Source organism: Streptomyces sp. S465, from assembly GCF_026898115.1.
Lineage (GTDB): Bacteria > Actinomycetota > Actinomycetes > Streptomycetales > Streptomycetaceae > Streptomyces > Streptomyces luomodiensis.
In genome coordinates, this window is the sequence record NZ_CP114036.1 from 7,957,089 (window position 1) to 7,975,165 (window position 18,077).

13 protein-coding genes and 1 pseudogene are annotated in these 18,077 nt (G+C 72.0%); 8 read left to right on the plus strand and 6 right to left on the minus strand.

Annotated elements, in window-relative coordinates; genetic code table 11:
• Positions 1-21 precede the first annotated feature (21 nt).
• The 5 genes from N6H00_RS33810 to rhaI all read right to left on the minus strand — a co-directional run bounded on the left by N6H00_RS33810 (position 22) and on the right by rhaI (position 7,192).
• Positions 22-1,491: a LutB/LldF family L-lactate oxidation iron-sulfur protein gene (locus N6H00_RS33810; RefSeq protein WP_268977222.1), complete on the minus strand. Its 1,470-nt coding sequence runs from the start codon at positions 1,489-1,491 to the stop codon at positions 22-24.
• A gap of 29 nt (positions 1,492-1,520) precedes the next feature.
• The gene (locus N6H00_RS33815; RefSeq protein ID WP_268975635.1) at positions 1,521-2,273 is read right to left on the minus strand and encodes a (Fe-S)-binding protein; all 753 of its coding nucleotides are present in this window, start codon (positions 2,271-2,273) and stop codon (positions 1,521-1,523) included.
• Entirely contained in the window at positions 2,264-3,817 is a 1,554-nt protein-coding gene (locus tag N6H00_RS33820; protein ID WP_443073126.1) for a rhamnulokinase, read from the minus strand. The genes N6H00_RS33815 and N6H00_RS33820 overlap by 10 nt, the downstream gene beginning before the upstream one ends.
• A gap of 119 nt (positions 3,818-3,936) precedes the next feature.
• Positions 3,937-5,976 (minus strand): bifunctional aldolase/short-chain dehydrogenase, encoded by a 2,040-nt coding sequence (locus N6H00_RS33825; RefSeq protein ID WP_268975636.1) that lies wholly within the window; start codon positions 5,974-5,976, stop codon positions 3,937-3,939.
• Positions 5,977-6,031: 55 nt separating this feature from the next.
• Complete coding sequence (gene rhaI, locus N6H00_RS33830; RefSeq protein WP_268975637.1) at positions 6,032-7,192, minus strand: L-rhamnose isomerase; 1,161 nt, start codon at positions 7,190-7,192, stop codon at positions 6,032-6,034.
• Between the two features lie 205 nt (positions 7,193-7,397).
• On the opposite strand from rhaI, the gene N6H00_RS33835 reads away from it, so the two are divergent.
• The 8 genes from N6H00_RS33835 to N6H00_RS33870 all read left to right on the plus strand — a co-directional run bounded on the left by N6H00_RS33835 (position 7,398) and on the right by N6H00_RS33870 (position 16,550).
• The gene (locus N6H00_RS33835) at positions 7,398-9,053 is read left to right on the plus strand and encodes a sugar ABC transporter ATP-binding protein (protein ID WP_268975638.1); all 1,656 of its coding nucleotides are present in this window, start codon (positions 7,398-7,400) and stop codon (positions 9,051-9,053) included.
• Positions 9,050-10,093 (plus strand): ABC transporter permease, encoded by a 1,044-nt coding sequence (locus N6H00_RS33840; RefSeq protein WP_268975639.1) that lies wholly within the window; start codon positions 9,050-9,052, stop codon positions 10,091-10,093. The genes N6H00_RS33835 and N6H00_RS33840 overlap by 4 nt, the downstream gene beginning before the upstream one ends.
• On the plus strand, positions 10,090-11,076 hold the full coding sequence (locus N6H00_RS33845; RefSeq protein ID WP_268975640.1) for an ABC transporter permease: 987 nt from the start codon (positions 10,090-10,092) through the stop codon (positions 11,074-11,076). Before N6H00_RS33840 ends, N6H00_RS33845 begins: the two co-directional genes overlap by 4 nt.
• A 179-nt stretch (positions 11,077-11,255) precedes the next feature.
• Entirely contained in the window at positions 11,256-12,344 is a 1,089-nt protein-coding gene (gene rhaS / locus N6H00_RS33850) for a rhamnose ABC transporter substrate-binding protein (RefSeq protein WP_268975642.1), read from the plus strand.
• A gap of 11 nt (positions 12,345-12,355) precedes the next feature.
• A complete protein-coding gene (locus N6H00_RS33855) occupies positions 12,356-12,676 on the plus strand; it encodes an L-rhamnose mutarotase (protein WP_268975643.1) in 321 nt (106 codons plus the stop codon).
• Between the two features lie 253 nt (positions 12,677-12,929).
• The gene (locus N6H00_RS33860) at positions 12,930-14,348 is read left to right on the plus strand and encodes a BNR repeat-containing protein (protein WP_268975644.1); all 1,419 of its coding nucleotides are present in this window, start codon (positions 12,930-12,932) and stop codon (positions 14,346-14,348) included.
• Positions 14,348-15,370, plus strand: a complete 1,023-nt coding sequence (locus N6H00_RS33865) for a LacI family DNA-binding transcriptional regulator (RefSeq protein WP_268975645.1) — start codon at positions 14,348-14,350, stop codon at positions 15,368-15,370. Before N6H00_RS33860 ends, N6H00_RS33865 begins: the two co-directional genes overlap by 1 nt.
• Before the next feature lie 160 nt (positions 15,371-15,530).
• Entirely contained in the window at positions 15,531-16,550 is a 1,020-nt protein-coding gene (locus N6H00_RS33870) for a LacI family DNA-binding transcriptional regulator (protein WP_268977225.1), read from the plus strand.
• Positions 16,551-17,006: 456 nt separating this feature from the next.
• On the opposite strand, the pseudogene N6H00_RS33875 reads toward N6H00_RS33870, so the two are convergent.
• Positions 17,007-18,077, minus strand: a pseudogene (locus N6H00_RS33875) (NAD(P)-binding domain-containing protein); the annotation flags it as partial.

Sequence of the window (18,077 nt, forward strand, 5' to 3'; positions counted from 1 at the left end):
GGGAGCCTGAAGCTTGCGGGCTCATGTGGTCTTCCTTCCCTCCGTGCGGCGCTCGCCCCGGGTCCGTTGCCACCAGTCGCGGAACGATTCCTCCGGCACCCTCGGCAGTTCCCGCGTATCGCTCCACGCCCGTCCCGGACCGGGCAGCCGGCGCGGATGGAAACGGCGGGTGCGGGAGGCCAGGCGCTGGCCGGTGCGCAGCACCCCGGGGTGGTCCAGGGCCCAGCGGGCGGCGCGCATCGCGGCGCGCTCGGCGGCGTGGCCCTTGGCCGGCTTGATGACGGTGCGGGTGCCGCGGACCGAGGCGGGGCCGCCCTCGACCACGCGCTCACGGAGGTGGACCAGGATCTCCGGGATGTCGATGGCCACCGGGCACACCTCGTAGCACGCCCCGCACAGGGAGGACGCGTACGGCAGCGAGGCGTCCACCTCGCTCTGGGTGCCGCGCAGCTGGGGGGTGAGGATCGCGCCGATCGGCCCAGGGTACGCCGACCCGTAGGCATGGCCGCCCGCCCGCTCGTACACCGGGCACACGTTGAGACACGCCGAGCAGCGGATGCAGCGCAGCGCCTGCCGGCCCACGGTGTCGGCGAGAGTGTCGGTGCGGCCGTTGTCCAGGAGCACCAGATGGAAGGCGCGCGGCCCGTCCTCGTCGGTGGTGCCGGTCCAGGTGGAGGTGTACGGGTTCATCCGCTCCGCGGTCGAGGAGCGGGGCAGCAGCTGGAGGAAGACCTCCAGGTCCTGGAAGGTGGGCACCACCTTCTCGATGCCGACGACGGAGATCAGCGTCTCGGGGAGGGTCAGGCACATCCGGCCGTTGCCCTCGGATTCCACGACCACCAGCGTGCCGGTCTCCGCGACCATGAAGTTGGCGCCGGAGATCCCCACCTTCGCGTTCAGGAACTTCTCGCGGAGGTGCAGCCGCGCGGCCTCCGCCAGATCGGCGGGCGCGTCGGTCAGCCCCTCCGGCGCCGGGCGGCCCCACTGGGCCATCCGCTCGGCGAAGATGTCGCGGATCTCGCCCCGGTTGCGGTGGATCGCCGGAACCAGGATGTGCGACGGGAGGTCGTCGCCGAGCTGCACGATCAGCTCGGCCAGGTCGGTCTCGTACGCCGTGATCCCGGCGGTGGCGAGGGCGCTGTTCAGGCCGATCTCCTGGGTGGCCATCGACTTGACCTTGACCACCTCGCGCTCGCCCGTCGCCTGGACCAGCTCGGTGACGATGCGGTTCGCCTCCTCCGCGTCCGCCGCCCAGTGGACGTGGCCGCCGGCCGCCGTGACCGCGCTCTCCAGCCGCTCCAGGTAGTGGTCCAGATGGCGCAGCGTACGGTCCTTGATGGCCGCGCCCGCGGCGCGCAGCCGCGACCAGTCGTCCAGTTCCGCCACCGCCGTGGCGCGCTTGGCGCGGATGGTGTGGGTGGCGTGGCGGAGGTTGGCGCGCAGCTGGGTGTTGCGGGTCGAGGCGTCGGCCGCCCGCGGGAAGGAGGGCATCCCGAGGTAGGTGGCTTGGTGGGTTCCGCTCACCAGACGTTCCCTTCCGTGCTGGCCAGGATCTCGGCGATGTGCACCGGACGGACCGTGGAGCCCTGGCGGGCGAGCGTGCCGCCGATGTGCATCTGGCAGGAGTTGTCGACCGTGCACACGGCCTCGGCGCCGGTCGCGGTGATGTTGCGCGCCTTGTCCGCCCCCATGGCCGCCGACACGGCCGCGTTCTTGACGGCGAACGTACCGCCGAAGCCGCAGCACTCCTCGGCCCCCGGCAGCTCCACCAGGGTCAGCCCCCGCACGGCGGCGAGGAGCGAGCGCGGACGGTCGCCGAGTCCCAGCATCCGCAGCCCGTGGCAGGTGGGGTGGTAGGTCACGGTGTGCGGGTAGTACGCGCCGACGTCGGTGACCTCCAGGACGTCGGTGAGGAACTCGGTGAGCTCGTAGGTCTTGGGGACGGCCTCGGCGGCCGCGTCCGCGAGCTCCTGGCCACGCCCCTCGGCGGCGGCCTTGGCGCCGATCCGGGGGTAGTTGTCCCGCACCATCGCCGCGCACGAACCCGAGGGGGCCACCACGTAGTCGTAGTCGCGGAACGCGGTGGCGTAGCGGCGCACCAGCGGTTCGGTCTGGTGGCGGTAGCCGGTGTTGAACTGCGGCTGGCCGCAGCAGCTCTGCGCGTCCGGGAAACCGACCTCCACGCCGAGCCGTTCCAGAAGCGTGACCACGGCCTGGCCGGTGCGCGGATAGAGGGTGTCGTTGACGCAGGTGATGAAGAGCGCTACGCGCACGGTTCCTCCTCGTGGCCCTGGCCGGTGGCAGCCCCGGTGGCCTGCCCTGTGACCTGCGCGTCCCCCAGCCGGGCGGCTGCCCGGTCCCACGCCGAATGATCACCTGTGGGCTCATACTGCCTCAGCGACTGGGTGCTGTGAAGCAGCGCGCGCAACTCGGGCAGACCGCCGCTGACGCTTCCGGCCGTACGGGCCTGCACCAGGACGTTTCCCAGCGCCGCCGCCTCGGCCGGGCCCGCGACCACCGGAAGCCCGCAGGCGTCGGCGGTGAGCCGGCACAGCAGGTCGTTGCGCGCACCGCCGCCGACGATGTGCACCACGCCGACCGTACGGCCGGACAGCCGCTGGGCGTCCTCGATCGCCCGGCGGTGCGCCAGGGCGAGCGAGTCCAGCACACAGCGGGTGGTCTCGGCGGGGGTGCGCGGGACGGGCTGGCCGGTGCGGCGACAGGCGTCGGCGATGCGGTCGGGCATGTCGTGCGGGGCGATGAAGGCCGGGTCGCCGGCATCGACCACCGAGCGCAGCGGAGTGGCCTCGGCCGCCTCCCGGAGCAGGGCGGTGAGGTCCGTACGGGAGGCACGGCCGCCTCGGGCGTCCCAGCTGCGCACGCACTCCTGGAGCATCCACAGGCCCATGATGTTGCGCAGGTAGCGGACCGTGCCGTCCACGCCCAGCTCATTGGTGAAGTTGGCCGCGCGGCTTGCCTCCGTGAGCACCGGCGCGTCCAGTTCGAGTCCGGCCAGGGACCAGGTGCCGGTGGCGATGTACGCGAAGTCGGGCGTGGTGGCCGGGACGCCGACGACGGCGGACGCGGTGTCGTGCGAACCGACGGCCGTGACGGGGGTGGGCGCCGTGAGGCCCGTTTCGGCGAGGACGTCCTGGCGCAGGGTCCCGGCGGGGTCGCCCGGACGGCGCAGCGGAGGGAAGAGCGTGAGGTCGATCCCGAGGGCCGTGGCCACGGGGCGGGCCCAGTCGCGGGTGCGGGGGTCGATCAGCTGGGTGGTGGAGGCGTTCGTCAGCTCGGTGCCGGCCTCGCCCGTCAGCCAGTACGCGATGAGGTCGGGGATGAGCAGCAGGCGGTGGGCGGCGGCGAGGGCGGGGGTGCCCTGGGCCGCCATGAGCTGGTAGATCGTGTTGAAGGGGAGGTGCTGGAGGCCGGTGGCGGCGTAGAGGGCCGGGGGCGGGAGCGCCGCCGCGGCCCTTTCGGCCGTGCCGGTGGTGCGGGTGTCCCGGTAGTGGACAGGGTTGGCCAGGAGGGTGCCGTCGGCGGCGAGCAGGCCGTAGTCGACCGCCCAGGTGTCGATGCCGACGCTGGTCAGACCGCTGCCCCTGGTGTGTGCCGCGGCCGCCCCGAGGCCGTCCAGGACGCCCTGGTACAGGGACAGGACGTTCCAGTGCAGGGTGCCCAGGACACGGGTGGGCTGGTTGGGGAAGCGGTGCACCTCGTGGAGGGTCAGCCGGTCGCGGGCGACCTCGCCGACCATGACCCGGCCGCTGGACGCACCGAGGTCCACGGCGGCGAAGTGGTGTTCTTGGGCGGGCACGTGGACCTCGTGGTGAGTGGTGTGATGACGGTGGTTTCGTACCGGCGGGGGACGGGGCCTTGAGGACGGGGACCGGGCCCCCGCCCCCCCCCCGCGACCCCGTCCCCCTCGCGCGCGGGTCAGCGCAGGAACGCCGCCGCGACCCCCGCGTCGACCGGGACGTGCAGCCCCGTGGTGTGCGTCAGGTCGCCGCCGACGAGGGCGAAGACCGCGTTCGCGACGTGGGACGGGAGCACCTCGCGCTTGAGGAGGGTGCGCTGGGCGTAGAACTCGCCCAGCTTCTCCTCCGGGACGCCGTAGACCGCCGCGCGCTTGGCTCCCCAGCCGCCCGCGAAGATGCCGCTGCCCTGGACCACCCCATCGGGGTTCACGCCGTTGACGCGGATGCCGTGTTCGCCCAGCTCGGCGGCGAGCAGGCGGACCTGGTGCGCCTGGTCGGCCTTGGTCGCGGAGTACGCGATGTTGTTCGGGCCCGCGAACACCGAGTTCTTGGAGGCGATGTAGACGATGTCGCCGCCCATGTTCTGGGCGATCAGCACGCGGGCCGCCTCGCGTGCGGCCAGGAAGCTGCCGCGCGCCATGATGGAGTGCTGGAGGTCCCAGTCCTCGGCGGTGGTCTCCAGCAGGGGCTTGGAGATGGAGATGCCCGCGTTGTTGACCAGGATGTCCACCCCGCCGAAGGCCAGGGCCGCCTGGTCGAACGCCGCCTTGATCCGCTCCTCGTCGGTGACGTCCACGGTGACGGCCGTGGCCTTGTCCGGACCGCCCAGTTCGGCGGCGACGTCAGCGGCGGAGCCGGCGTTGATGTCCGCCACCACCACACATGCGCCCTCGGCCACCAGGCGGTGTGCGATCGCCTTGCCGATGCCCGACCCCGCGCCGGTCACCAGGGCGATCCGGGTGGCGAGGGGCTTGGCCTTCGGCATGCGCTGGAGCTTGGCCTCCTCCAGCGCCCAGTACTCGATGCGGAACTTCTCCGACTCCTCGATGGGCGCGTAGCTGGAGACCGCCTCGGCACCGCGCATCACGTTGATCGCGTTGACGTAGAACTCGCCGGCCACCCGGGCCGTCTGCTTGTCCTTGCCGTAGCTGAACATCCCCACCCCGGGGACCAGCACGATCGCGGGGTCCGCGCCGCGCATCGCCGGGGAGTCGGGGGTGGCGTGGCGTTGGTAGTAGGCGGCGTAGTCGGTGCGGTAGGCGGTGTGGAGTTCCCTGAGGCGGGCGATCGTCTCCTCGAGCGGTGCGCCCGGGGGGAGGTCCAGCACCAGGGGGCGGACCTTGGTGCGCAGGAAGTGGTCCGGGCAGGAGGTGCCGAGCGCGGCCAGCCGCGGGTGTTCGGCGCGCGCGACGAAGTCCAGGACGGTGTCGGAGTCCGTGAAGTGGCCCACCTGGGGGCGGTCGGTGGAGACCAGGCCGCGGATGACGGGGGCCAGGGCCGCCGCGCGGGCGCGGCGTTCGGCGGGCGGGAGGGTGGTGTGGACGACCGGACCGAAGGGGTCGGCCTTGCCCCGCGCGGTGAGGAACTCCTCGGCGGTGCGGATGATGCGCAGCGAGTTGGCCTCGCACTCGGCGGAGGTGTCACCCCAGGCGGTGATGCCGTGGCCGCCGAGGATACAGCCGATGGCCCGCGGGTTGGCCTTCTTGATGGCGGCGATGTCCAGGCCCAGCTGGAAGCCGGGACGGCGCCAGGGCACCCACACCACCTGGTTGCCGAAGCACTCCTTGGTGAGTGCCTCGCCGTCGGCCGCGCAGGCCAGGGCGATACCGGAGTCGGGGTGGAGGTGGTCGACGTGGGCGGCGTCGACCAGACCGTGCATGGCGGTGTCGATGGACGGCGCGGCACCGCCCTTGCCGTGCAGGCAGTAGTCGAAGGCGGCGACCATCTCGTCCTCGCGGTCCACCCCGGGGTAGACGTCGGTGAGCGCGCGGAGCCGGTCCAGGCGGAGTGCGGCGAGGCCGGAGTGGGTGAGGGTGCCCAGGTCGCCACCGGAGCCCTTGACCCACATCAGCTCGACGTCCTGGCCCGTGACGGGGTCGGGGGCGGTGCCCTTGGCGGAGGTGTTCCCGCCCGCGTAGTTGGTGTTGCGCGGATCGGCGCCGAGCCGGTGTGAGCGGTCCAGCAGCGCGGCCGCCTCGGGATGCGGTTGTGCGGTCATGTCGTCCTCTTCGTGTGTTGGCCCACTTCGGGTGTCGGCCCACCGAGCGGCGGGGTCACGCGCCCCAGCCCGCCTGCTGTCCTCCGACGCGCTCCGCCACGATCCGCTCCGCCCAGCCGGAGGCCCGGTACGCCGCCATCGGGTCGGGGTCGATGCCCAGTTCCTCGCGGACCTCGGCGAGGAGGGGGCGGACATCGGTGTTGTACGCGTCCATCAGGACCGCGTTGGCGCCGAGCACATCGCCCGAGCCCTGGGCGGCGGCGAGGGCGTCCCGGTCGACCAGGAGGGCCTTGGCGGTGGCCTCCTGGACGTTCATCACCGAACGGATGATCGCCGGGATCTTCGGTTCGATGTTGTGGCACTGGTCGAGCATGAAGGCGACCCCCGAGGTCAGCCCGCCACCGCGGACCACCTCGTACATGATCCGGAAGAGCTGGAAGGGGTCGGCGGCGCCCACCATCAGGTCGTCGTCCGCGTAGAAGCGGGAGTTGAAGTCGAAGGCGCCGAGTTTCCGCTCGCGCAGCAGGAGGGCGACGATGAACTCGATGTTGGTGCCCGGGGCGTGGTGGCCGGTGTCCACGCACACCTGGGCCCTGGGACCGAGCTTGAGGCAGTGGGCGTAGGCGGTGCCCCAGTCCGGGACGTCCGTGGTGTAGAAGGCCGGCTCGAAGAACTTGTACTCCAACAGCATCCGTTGGCCCTCGCCGAGGCGGTCGTAGACCGCGCTCAGCGCCTCGGCGAGGCGGTCCTGGCGGGCGGCGATGTCGTCCTGGCCGGGGTAGTTGGTGCCGTCGGAGAACCAGAGCTTGAGGTCCCGGGAGCCCGTGGCGTCCATGATGTCGACGCATTCCAGGAGGTGGTCCAGCGCCTTGCGGCGGACCGCCGGATCGGGGTGGGTGACCGAGCCCAGCTTGTAGTCGTCGTCCTGGAAGACGTTGGAGTTGATGGCGCCCAGTTTCAGGCCGCGCTCCCGGGCGTACGTGGCGAGCGCCCCGTAGTCCTCGACCGTGTCCCAGGGGATGTGCAGGGCCACGGTCGGGGCCACTCCGGTGAACGCGTGCACCTGCGCGGCGTCGTCCAGCTTCTCCTGCGGGGAGCGCGGGACGCCGGGCTGGGCGAAGACCTTGAAGCGGGTTCCGGAGTTGCCGTACGCCCATGACGGCGTCTCGACCGCCTGGCTCTTGAGGGCCGCCTTCACGGCCGGAACGTCAGACATGAGTCTCCTTGGCGTGAAACGATTCAAGAAACCTAGCCGTGCAGCCGGTCCTGCGTCAAGAAGGGATGGCGTGCCAGGCGGGTCTGAAACGTAAGGAATTTATCCCGTGCGTACCCCCTTGACGGGCGCATAGCGCAAGGCTAGCTTCCCGGAATCCGCATTGAAACATTTCATTTGTTGCGTTGGGTAAGCGTCAGGAGACCCCGTGAGCCAGCCTGCTTCGACCGGTGTGCCGGTCCTCGCCCTCGAGGGGGTGAACAAATCCTTCGGCGCCGTACGGGCCCTTCGGGACGTCTCGCTCCAGCTCTTCGCCGGTGAGGCCCACGCCCTGGCCGGTGAGAACGGGGCGGGCAAGTCGACGCTCATCAAGACCCTCGCCGGGGTGCACCGGCCCGACTCCGGCCGGGTGCTGCTCGACGGTGAGCCGGTGGTCTTCCACGGCCCCGCCGACGCCCGTGACGTCGGTATCGCCGTCATCTACCAGGAGCCGACGCTCTTCCCCGATCTGTCCATCGCCGAGAACATCTTCATGGGCCGGCAGCCCCGCCGGGCCCTGGGCCGCATCGACCACAAGGCCGTACGGAGCTCCACCGCCGCCCTGATGGCGCGGCTCGGCGTCGACCTCGACCCGGACCGGCCGGCCAGGGGCCTGTCCATCGCCGATCAGCAGATCGTCGAGATCGCCAAGGCGCTCTCCTTCGACGCCCGGGTGCTGATCATGGACGAGCCGACGGCGGCGCTGACCGGAAGCGAGACCGCCCGGCTCTTCTCGGTCGTGACGGCGCTGCGTGCCGAGGGCGCCGCCGTGCTGTTCATCTCCCACCGCCTGGAGGAGATCTTCGAGCTCTGCCAGCGGGTCACCACCCTGCGGGACGGCCGGTGGGTGGCCTCCGAACCACTGGCCGGGCTGACCCAGGACGATCTGGTCCGCCGCATGGTGGGCCGGGAGCTGACCGAGCTCTACCCCAAGCAGGACAGCCGGGTCGGGGAGACCGCGCTGTCGGTGCGGCGGCTGACCCGCGAAGGCGTCTTCCGGGACGTGTCGTTCGAGGTGCGGCGCGGTGAGATCGTCGCGCTCGCCGGGCTGGTCGGCGCCGGGCGCACCGAGGTCGCCCAGGCCGTCTTCGGCGTGGACCGGGCGGACGCGGGCGAGGTGCGGGTCGACGGGACGGTGCTGCGGCCCGGTTCGCCGACCGCCGCCATGGACGCCGGGCTCGCGCTCGTCCCCGAGGACCGGCGCCAGCGCGGTCTGGTGATGGAGATGTCCATCGAACGGAACATCGGGCTGACCGGCCTCGACCGGCTGGGCCGCGCGGGGCTGGTCAAACGGGCTCTGGAGCGCGGCCGCGCGGCCGACTGGGCGGTCCGGCTCCAGCTGAAGTACGGCAGTCTCGCCGACCACGTCGGGGTGCTCTCCGGCGGCAACCAGCAGAAGGTCGTCCTCGCCAAGTGGCTGGCGACCGAGCCCACGGTGCTCATCGTCGACGAGCCCACCCGCGGGATCGACGTGGGCACCAAGGCCGAGGTGCACCGGCTGCTGTCGGCACTGGCCGCCGACGGGCTCGCGGTGCTGATGATCTCCTCCGATCTGCCCGAGGTGCTGGGCATGGCCGACCGGGTCCTGGTGATGCACGAGGGTCGGCTGGTCGCCGAGATCCCGGGCGCCGAGGCCACCGAGGAGTCCGTCATGGCAGCCGCGACCGGGCTCACGAACGGCGCCGATGGCGCCGGTGTCGCCGGGGGTGAGGCCGCCGCGACCGGGCTCCCCCGCGCCACCGGCGCGAGCGGGCACCCCCGCGCCGCCGGTGACACGGGCGCCACCGGGCCCACCGGCGCCACCGCAGAAGGGACCCGCACGTGAGCGCGACCATCCAGAAACCCGGGCAACCCGCCGCCGCGCCGGAGACGGCCCGCTCGGCGCGTTCGCTCGTCGACGCCGTCTTCCGCGCGCGGGAGATCAGCATCGCCGGGGCCCTCGTCCTGCTGGTGCTGTTCACCTGGATCGCCGAGCCACGCTTCCTCGATGACCAGGGCATCAAGGACCTGCTGCTCAACGCGGCCATCCTGGTACTGCTCGCGGTCGGGCAGTCGGTGGTGGTCATCACCCGCAACATCGATCTGTCGGTCGGCTCCGTGGTGGGGCTGTCCGCCTTCGCCTGCGGGAAGTTCGTCTCCGGCACCGACCACGGGGTGCTGACGGTCCTGGTCCTCGGCGTCCTCGTCGGCGCGGGCTGCGGCGTCGTCAGCGGGGCGCTGGTGAGCTTCGGGCGGGTGCCCGCGCTGGTGGTGACCCTCGGGATGCTGTACATCATCCAGGGCGTCGACTACTGGTGGGCGCAAGGAGAGCAGATCAACGCGGCCGATGTGCCGCAGTCCGTGCTGGACCTGGGCAGCGGCGGCGTGCTGGGCGTCCCGTATCTCCCGCTGATCTCCTTCGTGGTGCTGACCGGCACCGCGTACGTCCTGCGCGGCTACCGCGGCGGCCGTGAGCTGTACGCCATCGGCTCCAGCCCGGAGGCCGCCCGGCTGGCCGGGGTGCCGATCCGGCGGCGCGTGCTCGGCGCGTATCTGTTCTCCGGCGCCGTCTCGGGCTTCGCGGGCGCGCTGTGGCTGGCCCGCTTCGGCACCGTCGTCGCGGACAACGCGCACGGCTGGGAGCTGACCGTGGTCAGCGCGGTGGTGGTCGGCGGCGTCGCCATCGTCGGCGGCACCGGGACGGTGTGGGGCGCGGCGCTGGGCGCGCTGCTGCTCACCACCATCAGCGGCGCCCTGGCCGTGCTGAAGGTCGACTCCTTCTGGCAGGACGCCATCGCGGGTGCGCTGCTGCTGGCGGCCATCAGCGTGGACCGGATCGTGAGGGTGCGCATGACCCGTGCGCTGAGGAAGAGGAGCGCACGATGAAGCTCAGCACGATCAAGCTCAGGTGGGACACCGCCGTCGGGGTGCTGCTGGTGGCCGTCTTCATCACCGGCCTGGGCACCACGGACGGCTTCGCGAGCCACGACAACCTCGCCTTCGCCTTCAACGACATCGCCGAGGTGGCGCTGATGGCGCTGCCGATGACGCTGCTGGTGGTGGCCGGGCAGGTGGACCTGTCGGTGGCCTCGATGCTCGGCCTGGCCAGCGCGCTCACCGGCGAACTGTGGGACGCGGGCTGGGCGTTCGAGACCATCGTGCCGATCGTGCTGCTGGTCGGGGTGGCCGGCGGACTGATCAACGGCTGGCTGGTGACCCGGGTCGGGCTGCCCTCGCTCGCCGTCACCATCGGCACGCTCGCCCTCTACCGTGGACTGGCCTCGGTGGTGCTCGGCACGGGCGCCATCACCGACTTCCCCGAGACGTACGCCAAGTGGGCCGTGGACACCACCACCGTGCCCGGCACCTTCCTCACCTACCCCGTGGTGCTGTTCATCGTGCTGGCCGCCGTCGCCGCCGTGGTGCTGCACGCCACCGGGCTGGGCCGGTCGCTGTTCGCCATCGGCGCCCAGGAGGACGCCGCGTACTTCGCGGGCATCCGCGTCAAACGCGTCAAGCTGCTGCTGTTCGTCGTCAGCGGGCTGATCTCGGCCTTCGCGGGAATCGTGTTCACCCTGCGGTACGGCAGCGCACGGGCCGACAACGGGCAGGGCTTCGAGATGCTCGTGATCGCCTCCGTCCTGCTGGGCGGCGTCGACTTCGACGGCGGCAAGGGCACGCTGTTCGGCGCCGTCGCCGGGGTGCTGCTCATCGGCGTCCTGAAGAACCTGCTGACCCTCAACGACGTGGCCAACGAGGTCCAGGTGATCGTCACCGGACTGCTGCTGGTGGCCTCCGTCCTCACTCCCCGTCTGATCACCACCGTGAGCGCCTGGCGCCATCGGCGCGCCGCCGCCCAGGCCGGCTGATCCACCCAGGCGCGCACCGCGCCACGCACGCACCGCGCCACGCACGCACCGCACTGCACCACGCACCGCGCCACGCGCACACACGCACGCACCCACCACGCATGCACCGCGCCACGCACACACCGCACCGCATCACGCACGCCCGCGCCACCCACGCACGCACCGCGAAAGGTCTCCTCATGTTCCAGCGTTCCCCCGGACAGCGCCGCCACCGCGCCGCCGCCACCGCCGCCGCGGTCTGTGCCCTGGCCGTGGCCCTGGCCGGCTGCGGCGGCACCACGAAGAAGGACAACGACAACGGCGGCGCCGCCAAGAGCGACGCCAAGGCCGACCCCGACGCGCCGCTGAAGAAGGGCCTCAAACTGGCCTACCTGCCCAAGCAGATCAACAACCCCTACGAGAAGATCGTGGACGAGGCGGGGATCGACGCCGCCGGGGAGTTCGGCGGCAAGGGCAAGGAGGTCGGCCCGTCCGACGCCAGCGCCTCCTCCCAGGTGTCGTACATCAACACCCTGGTCCAGCAGCGGCAGGACGCCATCCTGATCGCGGCCAACGACCCCAACGCGGTCTGCGGCCCGCTCAAGCAGGCCATGAAGAAGGACATCAAGGTCGTGGCGTACGACTCCGACACCGCCCCGGCCTGCCGCCAGCTCTTCATCAACCAGGCCAGCTCCGAGGAGATCGGCCGCAGCCAGGTCCAGCACCTCGCCGAGCAGCTCGACTACAAGGGCGAGATCGCGATCCTGTCGGCCACCCAGAACGCGACCAACCAGAACACCTGGATCGAGTTCATGAAGGACGAGCTGAGCAAGCCCGCCTACAAGAACATGAAGCTGGTCAAGACGGTGTACGGGGACGACGACGACCAGAAGTCCTTCCAGGAGACCCAGGGCCTGCTCAAGGCGTATCCGAAGCTCAAGGGCATCATCTCGCCCACCACGGTGGGCATCGCCGCGGCCGCCCGCTACATCAGCGGCTCCTCGTACAAGGGCAAGGTCGTGCTGAACGGCCTGGGCACGCCCAACCAGATGCGCAAGTACGTCAAGGACGGCACCGTCGAGCAGTTCGCGCTGTGGGACCCCAAGAAGCTCGGCTACCTCGGTTCGTACGCCGCGGCCGCGCTCGCCTCCGGGCAGATCACCGGGGCCGAGGGGGAGAAGTTCACGGCCGGGAAGCTCGGCGAGTACACGGTCGGCAAGGACGGAGAGGTCATCCTCGGCCCGCCCACCGTCTTCGACAAGTCCAACATCGACAAGTACCACTTCTGAGGCGGCCGGCGATGCGGCGGGTGTGTTTTCTGCTGAAGGTCCGCCAGGACCGGATCGAGGAGTACCGCGAGCGGCACGCGGCCGTCTGGCCCGAGATGCGGGCCGCGCTCGCGGAGACCGGCTGGCACAACTACTCGCTCTTCCTGCGCGAGGACGGGCTGCTCGTCGGCTATCTGGAGACCGAGGACTTCGAGGCGGCCCAGGCCGCGATGGCCGCCACCGAGGTCAACGCCCGCTGGCAGGCGGAGATGGCGCCCTTCTTCGAGGCGCTCGACGGCACGCGACCGGATGAGGCGATGAAACCGCTCACCGAAGTGTTCCACCTCGCCTAGGGCGTGTTGCGGAAGTAGCGCCGTCCGCCCGGAGGGCGGGCCCCGCGGCGTCTGGTGCGTGTGATCGCAAGGCGGAGGGTCGTCCTCGTAGTGGGCCTACTCGGACGATCCCGACAACGCGGCGAGCGCGCGTCCCAGGCGTCGCGGGGCAGGCGGGACTTTCCCAACACGCCCTGGGCACCGGTCCGGGGCCCTGCCCCCGGACCCGCCGCACGGCCCCTCCACCGAACGCCCAGGACGGAGACGCTCAAGAATGAGATCACTTGCCACCGTCGTGCTCGCCACCGCCCTGCTCGGCGCCGCGACCCCGGGCGCGGCCGCCGCCGCGGCCGCCCCGGGGCCCGCGGTCAGCCGGCTCGCCGACACCCAGCTCGACGCCAGGGCCCTGTACTTCGAGTCGTACAACGGCCTGGTCAACAACAACGCCTTCCAGAAGAACGGGCTGCTCACCTACAAGGGCTATCAGTACGCCGTCTGGTACACCGGCGACCGCAGCGCGGTCATCGCACGCCGCGCCCTCAGCGAGCGGAGCTGGCAGACCGTCACGCTGCCGCACCGGCTCACCGCCGACGACTCGCACAACGTCATCTCCATGGGCGTCTCGCGGATCGACGGCCGGCTGCACCTGAACATGGACTCCCACAGCAGCGGCTTCTTCTACGTGAAGTCGGTGGCCGGGCTGCTGGACGACCCCGCCGGACACCCCTGGACCAGCGGCCAGTTCGGCGCCGTCCAGACCACCCTCGACGGCCTCGCGCTCACCTCCCAGTTCACCTACCCCCAGTTCATCGCCACCCCCGAGGGCCGGCTCCAGCTCAGCTACCGCACCGGCGTCTCCGGCAACGGCCGCAACGCGCTCGCCGAGTACGACGGAAACACCTGGACCGACCTCGGCGCCTGGTCCTCCGCCACCGGCACCTACACCAGCGAGCACGGCTCCAGCACCGCCCGCAACATGTATCTGCACGGCATCGACTACGGGCCCGACGGCCGGTTGCACGCCTTCTACACCTGGCGCGAGCAGAACAACGCGGTGATGTGCGCGAGCGGCGGTCTCACCAACCACGACACCGGCTACGTCTACAGCTCCGACCGCGGCCGCACCTGGCGCAACGCGGCGGGCGCCGTCGTCGGCACCACCGGCGGCTCCGACACGGTGGCGGTCGGCGACGCCGGAACGGTCGTCGATCCGCTCAACCCCGACCACTCGCTGATGAACCAGGAGAGCCAGGCCACCGACTCCGCCGGCCTGCCCCACGCCCTGATCAGCTATGTCCCCGGCCGCTTCGGCCAGTGCACCACCGACTACGTGGCCGACCGGACGTCCAACGGCCGCGTCTTCCACCTCTCCAAGGACGCGGCCGGCACCTGGAAGAAGACCGAGATCCCGGTGCCCCTCGGCTCCAGCCAGCGCACCCACCTGGTCTTCGACCGCTACGACAACGCCTACGCCGTGATGCCGTACGGCCGGATCGTGGCCGCGTCCAAGTCCTCGGGCTGGATGGACTGGAAGACCCTCTTCGACGGCAGCGGTCTGAACGCCTTCGGCGAGGTCGTCGTGGACGACACCCGCCTCGCCCAGGACGGTGTCCTGTCGTTTCTGTACCAGCGGAAGTCCAGCGGCACCACGCCCTCCGCCCTCCGCGTCATCGACTTCGCGCTGCCTTCTTGATGGCGTCCGGGGTGGGCATCAAGGAGGTGGCACGCGAGGCCGGGGTCTCGGTCGGCACCGTTTCCAACGTCATCAACCGCCCGGAGTCGGTGTCCGAGGCCACCCGCGACCGGGTGCAGGCCGTGATCGAGCGGCTGGGCTACGTACGCCAGGAGTCCGCACGCCAGCTGCGGGCCGGCCACAGCCGCATCGTCGCGCTGCTGGTGCTGGACATGGCCAACCCGTTCTTCGCGCAGATCGCACGCGGCGCGGAGCGCGCGGCGCGGGAGGCAGGACTGGGGGTGATGGTGTGCAACAGCGCGCACAGCCCCGAGGCGGAGGCCGTTTACCTCGGCCTCTTCGCCGAGCAGCGGGTGCGCGGGGTGCTGATGACCCCGGCCGATATGACCGGGCGCAACCTCGCCTCCTTCCGGCGGCGGCCCATCCCCTTCGTCCTCGTCGACCGGGTGCTGCCCAGCGCCGAGGGCTGCTCGGTCTCGGTCGACGACGTCACCGGCGGCCAACTCGCCGTCCGCCACCTCCTCGGCCTCGGCCATCGCGCCATCGCCTATGTGAGCGGGCCGATGCGGCTGGCCCAGTGCCGCGACCGCCGCGAGGGCGCGCTGCGCGCCCTGCGCGCGGAGGGCCTCGGCGCGTCCGCGCTGCGCCACGTCGAGGTGGAGCGGCTGGATGTGGTCTCGGGCCGGGACGCGGGCGCGCGGCTGCTGGGCATCTCACCGCGGCCGACGGCGGTGTTCTGTGCCAACGACCTGCTGGCGCTGGGGGTGCTCCAGACGCTGTACGGGGCGGGGGTGTCGGTGCCGGGGGAGGTGGCGTTGGTGGGGTACGACGACATCGAGTTCGCGGCGGCGGCCGCGGTGCCGCTGACGTCGGTACGGCAGCCGGCGTTCCGGATGGGACACGCGGCGGCCGAACTGCTGATCGAGGAGACGGGGGAGCGCGCCGGGGACCACCGCCACCAGCGGATCGTCCTCCAGCCCGAACTCGTCGTCCGCGGATCGAGCCTGGCCCGGTCACGCTGAGCCGCTGTGTGCGGCGGCCCGGGGCGGCGCGCCCGGTCCCGTGGCTGGGCGGCTGTGTGCGGCGCGGCCCGGTCCTGCCCGACCGGTCGAACAGGGCACTACCATGGTCCCGCGACCGTGGTGGGTCGCGGGAAGGCGGATGGTCGGGGTCGTGGGACGCATGGTGGGGATCAAGGACGTCGCGCGGCAGGCGGGAGTGTCGGTCGGCACCGTATCGAACGTGATCAACCGGCCCGAGATGGTCGCCGAGGCCACCCGCGACCGGGTGCAGGCCGTGATCGAGCGGCTGGGCTACGTACGCCAGGAGTCCGCACGCCAGCTGCGGGCCGGGCGCAGCCGGATCATCTCGCTGCTGGTGCTGGACATGGCGAACCCGTTCTTCGTGGACGTGGCGACCGGCGCGGAGCGCGCGGCGCGCGAGGCCGGACTGGGCGTGATGGTGTGCAACAGCGCCCAGAGCCCCGAGGAGGAGGCCGACTACCTCGGCCTCTTCGCCGAGCACCGGGTCCGGGGCGTGCTGGTCACCCCGGCCGATGTCACCGGCACCAACCTGGAGAGCTTCCGGCGCCATGACATCCCGTTCGTGTTCGTGGACCGCGAGGTGCCCAGCGCCGACGCCTGCTCGGTGTCGGTCGACGACATCGCGGGCGGGGCGCTCGCCGGCCGCCACCTGATCGCCCAGGGACACCGCTCCGTGGTCTACGTCAGCGGCCCCATGCAACTCCCGCAGTGCCAGGACCGGCGCGCCGGACTGCTCCGCGCGTTCGCGGAGGAGGGGCTGCCGGCGGAGTCGATGGTGCACATCGAGGCCGAACTGCTGGACGTGGCGTCGGGCCGGGACGCGGGCGCGCGGCTGCTGGGCATCTCACCGCGGCCGACGGCGGTGTTCTGCGCCAACGACCTGCTGGCGCTGGGCGTGCTCCAGGCGCTCTTCGCGGCCGGCGTCTCGGTGCCGGGGGAGGTGGCGTTGGTGGGGTACGACGACATCGAGTTCGCGGCGGCGGCCGCGGTGCCGCTGACATCGGTACGGCAGCCGGCGTTCCGCATGGGGCGTGCGGCGGCCGAACTGCTGATCGAGGAAACCAGTGAGGAGGCGACCGGCCACCAGCACCGCCGGATCGTCCTCCAGCCGGAACTCGTGGTACGGGACTCGACGTTCGCCCCCAGACCCGTGGTGTGACGCGGTCTCCGGGCGGCACGGTGGCGGGCCCGTCTCCCGCGGCGCTGTCGGGCCCGCGCCCGCCGTGTTGTCGGCCCCGTCCCCGCAGCGTTGTGGGTGCCGTCCCCGACCGCGCCGCCGGGCGCGTGCCGGGTCCGCGCATCTGCGCGCTGCGGATGCCCGGGTGGCCGCGGGTCTTCGCAGCCCGCGCCCCCGCCGGACCCGCTACGAGGAAGGCCCCAGCGCGTGGCCCCGACCGGCGGCCACCGGTGCCGGGGCAGAGACCCGGCCAGGGACGGTGGCCGGGTTCGGGGCATGGGGTGCGCTCGTGACGGTGGCTGAATCCTGGGCGTGGTGTGTGCCCGTGACGGTGGCTGGGGTCGTGGCCGAGGTGGTGGCTGAATCCTGGGCGTGGTGTGTGCCCGAGACGGTGGCTGGGGTCGTGGCCGTGACGGTGGCCGAGGCCGTGGCGAGGGGCGCCGTCGGGACTCCCTCCAGCAGCGCCCGGATGTCCCGGACGGCCGCCCGGCCCGCCCGGTTGGCGCCGACCGTGCTGGCCGACGGCCCGTAGCCGACCAGATGCACCCGCGGATCGCGGACCGCCCTGGTCCCCTCGACGGCGATCCCACCACCCCGCTCGCGCAGCCTCAGCGGGGCAAGATGGTCGATCGCGGCGCGGAAACCGGTGGCCCAGAGGATGATGTCCGCCTCGACGTGGCGCCCATCCGCCCAGGCCACCCCGTCCGGGGTGATCCGCTCGAACATCGGCAGCCGCTCCAGCACCCCCTTCTCCCGGGCGCGCCGCATCGCCTCCGTCATGGGCAGCCCGGTCACGGACACCACGCTCTTCGGCGGCAGTCCCCGCCGCACCCGCTTCTCGACCAGCGCCACGGCCGCCCGCCCCTGCTCCTCGCCGAACGGTCCCTCACGGAACACCGGCGGGCGCCGCGTCACCCAGGTGGTCTCCGCCGCGACCTCCGCGATCTCCAGCAGATGCTGTACCCCGGAGGCGCCGCCCCCGACGACGATCACCCGCCGCCCCGCGAATGGCTCGGGCCCCGGGTACTGGGCGGTGTGGAGCTGCCGTCCCCGGAAGGTCTCCTGTCCGGGATAGCGCGGCCAGAACGGCCGGTCCCAGGTCCCGGTCGCGTTGATCAGCGCCCGCGCGGACCACGTTCCGGCCGAGGTCTCGACGTGGAGTCGGCCATCGTCCCCGTCGCGTACGGCGGCGACGTGCACGGGCCGGACGACCCGCAGGTCGAAGGCGCGCTCGTACCGGGCGAAGTACGCGGGGACCACCTCGGACGAGGGTCGCTCGGGATCCGCGTCGTCGCTGGTCAGCCGCATGCCGGGCAGGTCGTACATCCCGTGCACCTTGCCGTACGTCAACGACGGCCACCGGAACTGCCACGCCCCGCCGGGCGCGGGCGCGTGGTCGAGCACGACGAAGCCCGAGCCCGGCTCGTACCCGGCCCGCCGCAGGTGGTAGGCCCCGGACAGCCCCGCCTGCCCGGCGCCGATGACCACGACGTCCACGTTGTTGTTCAT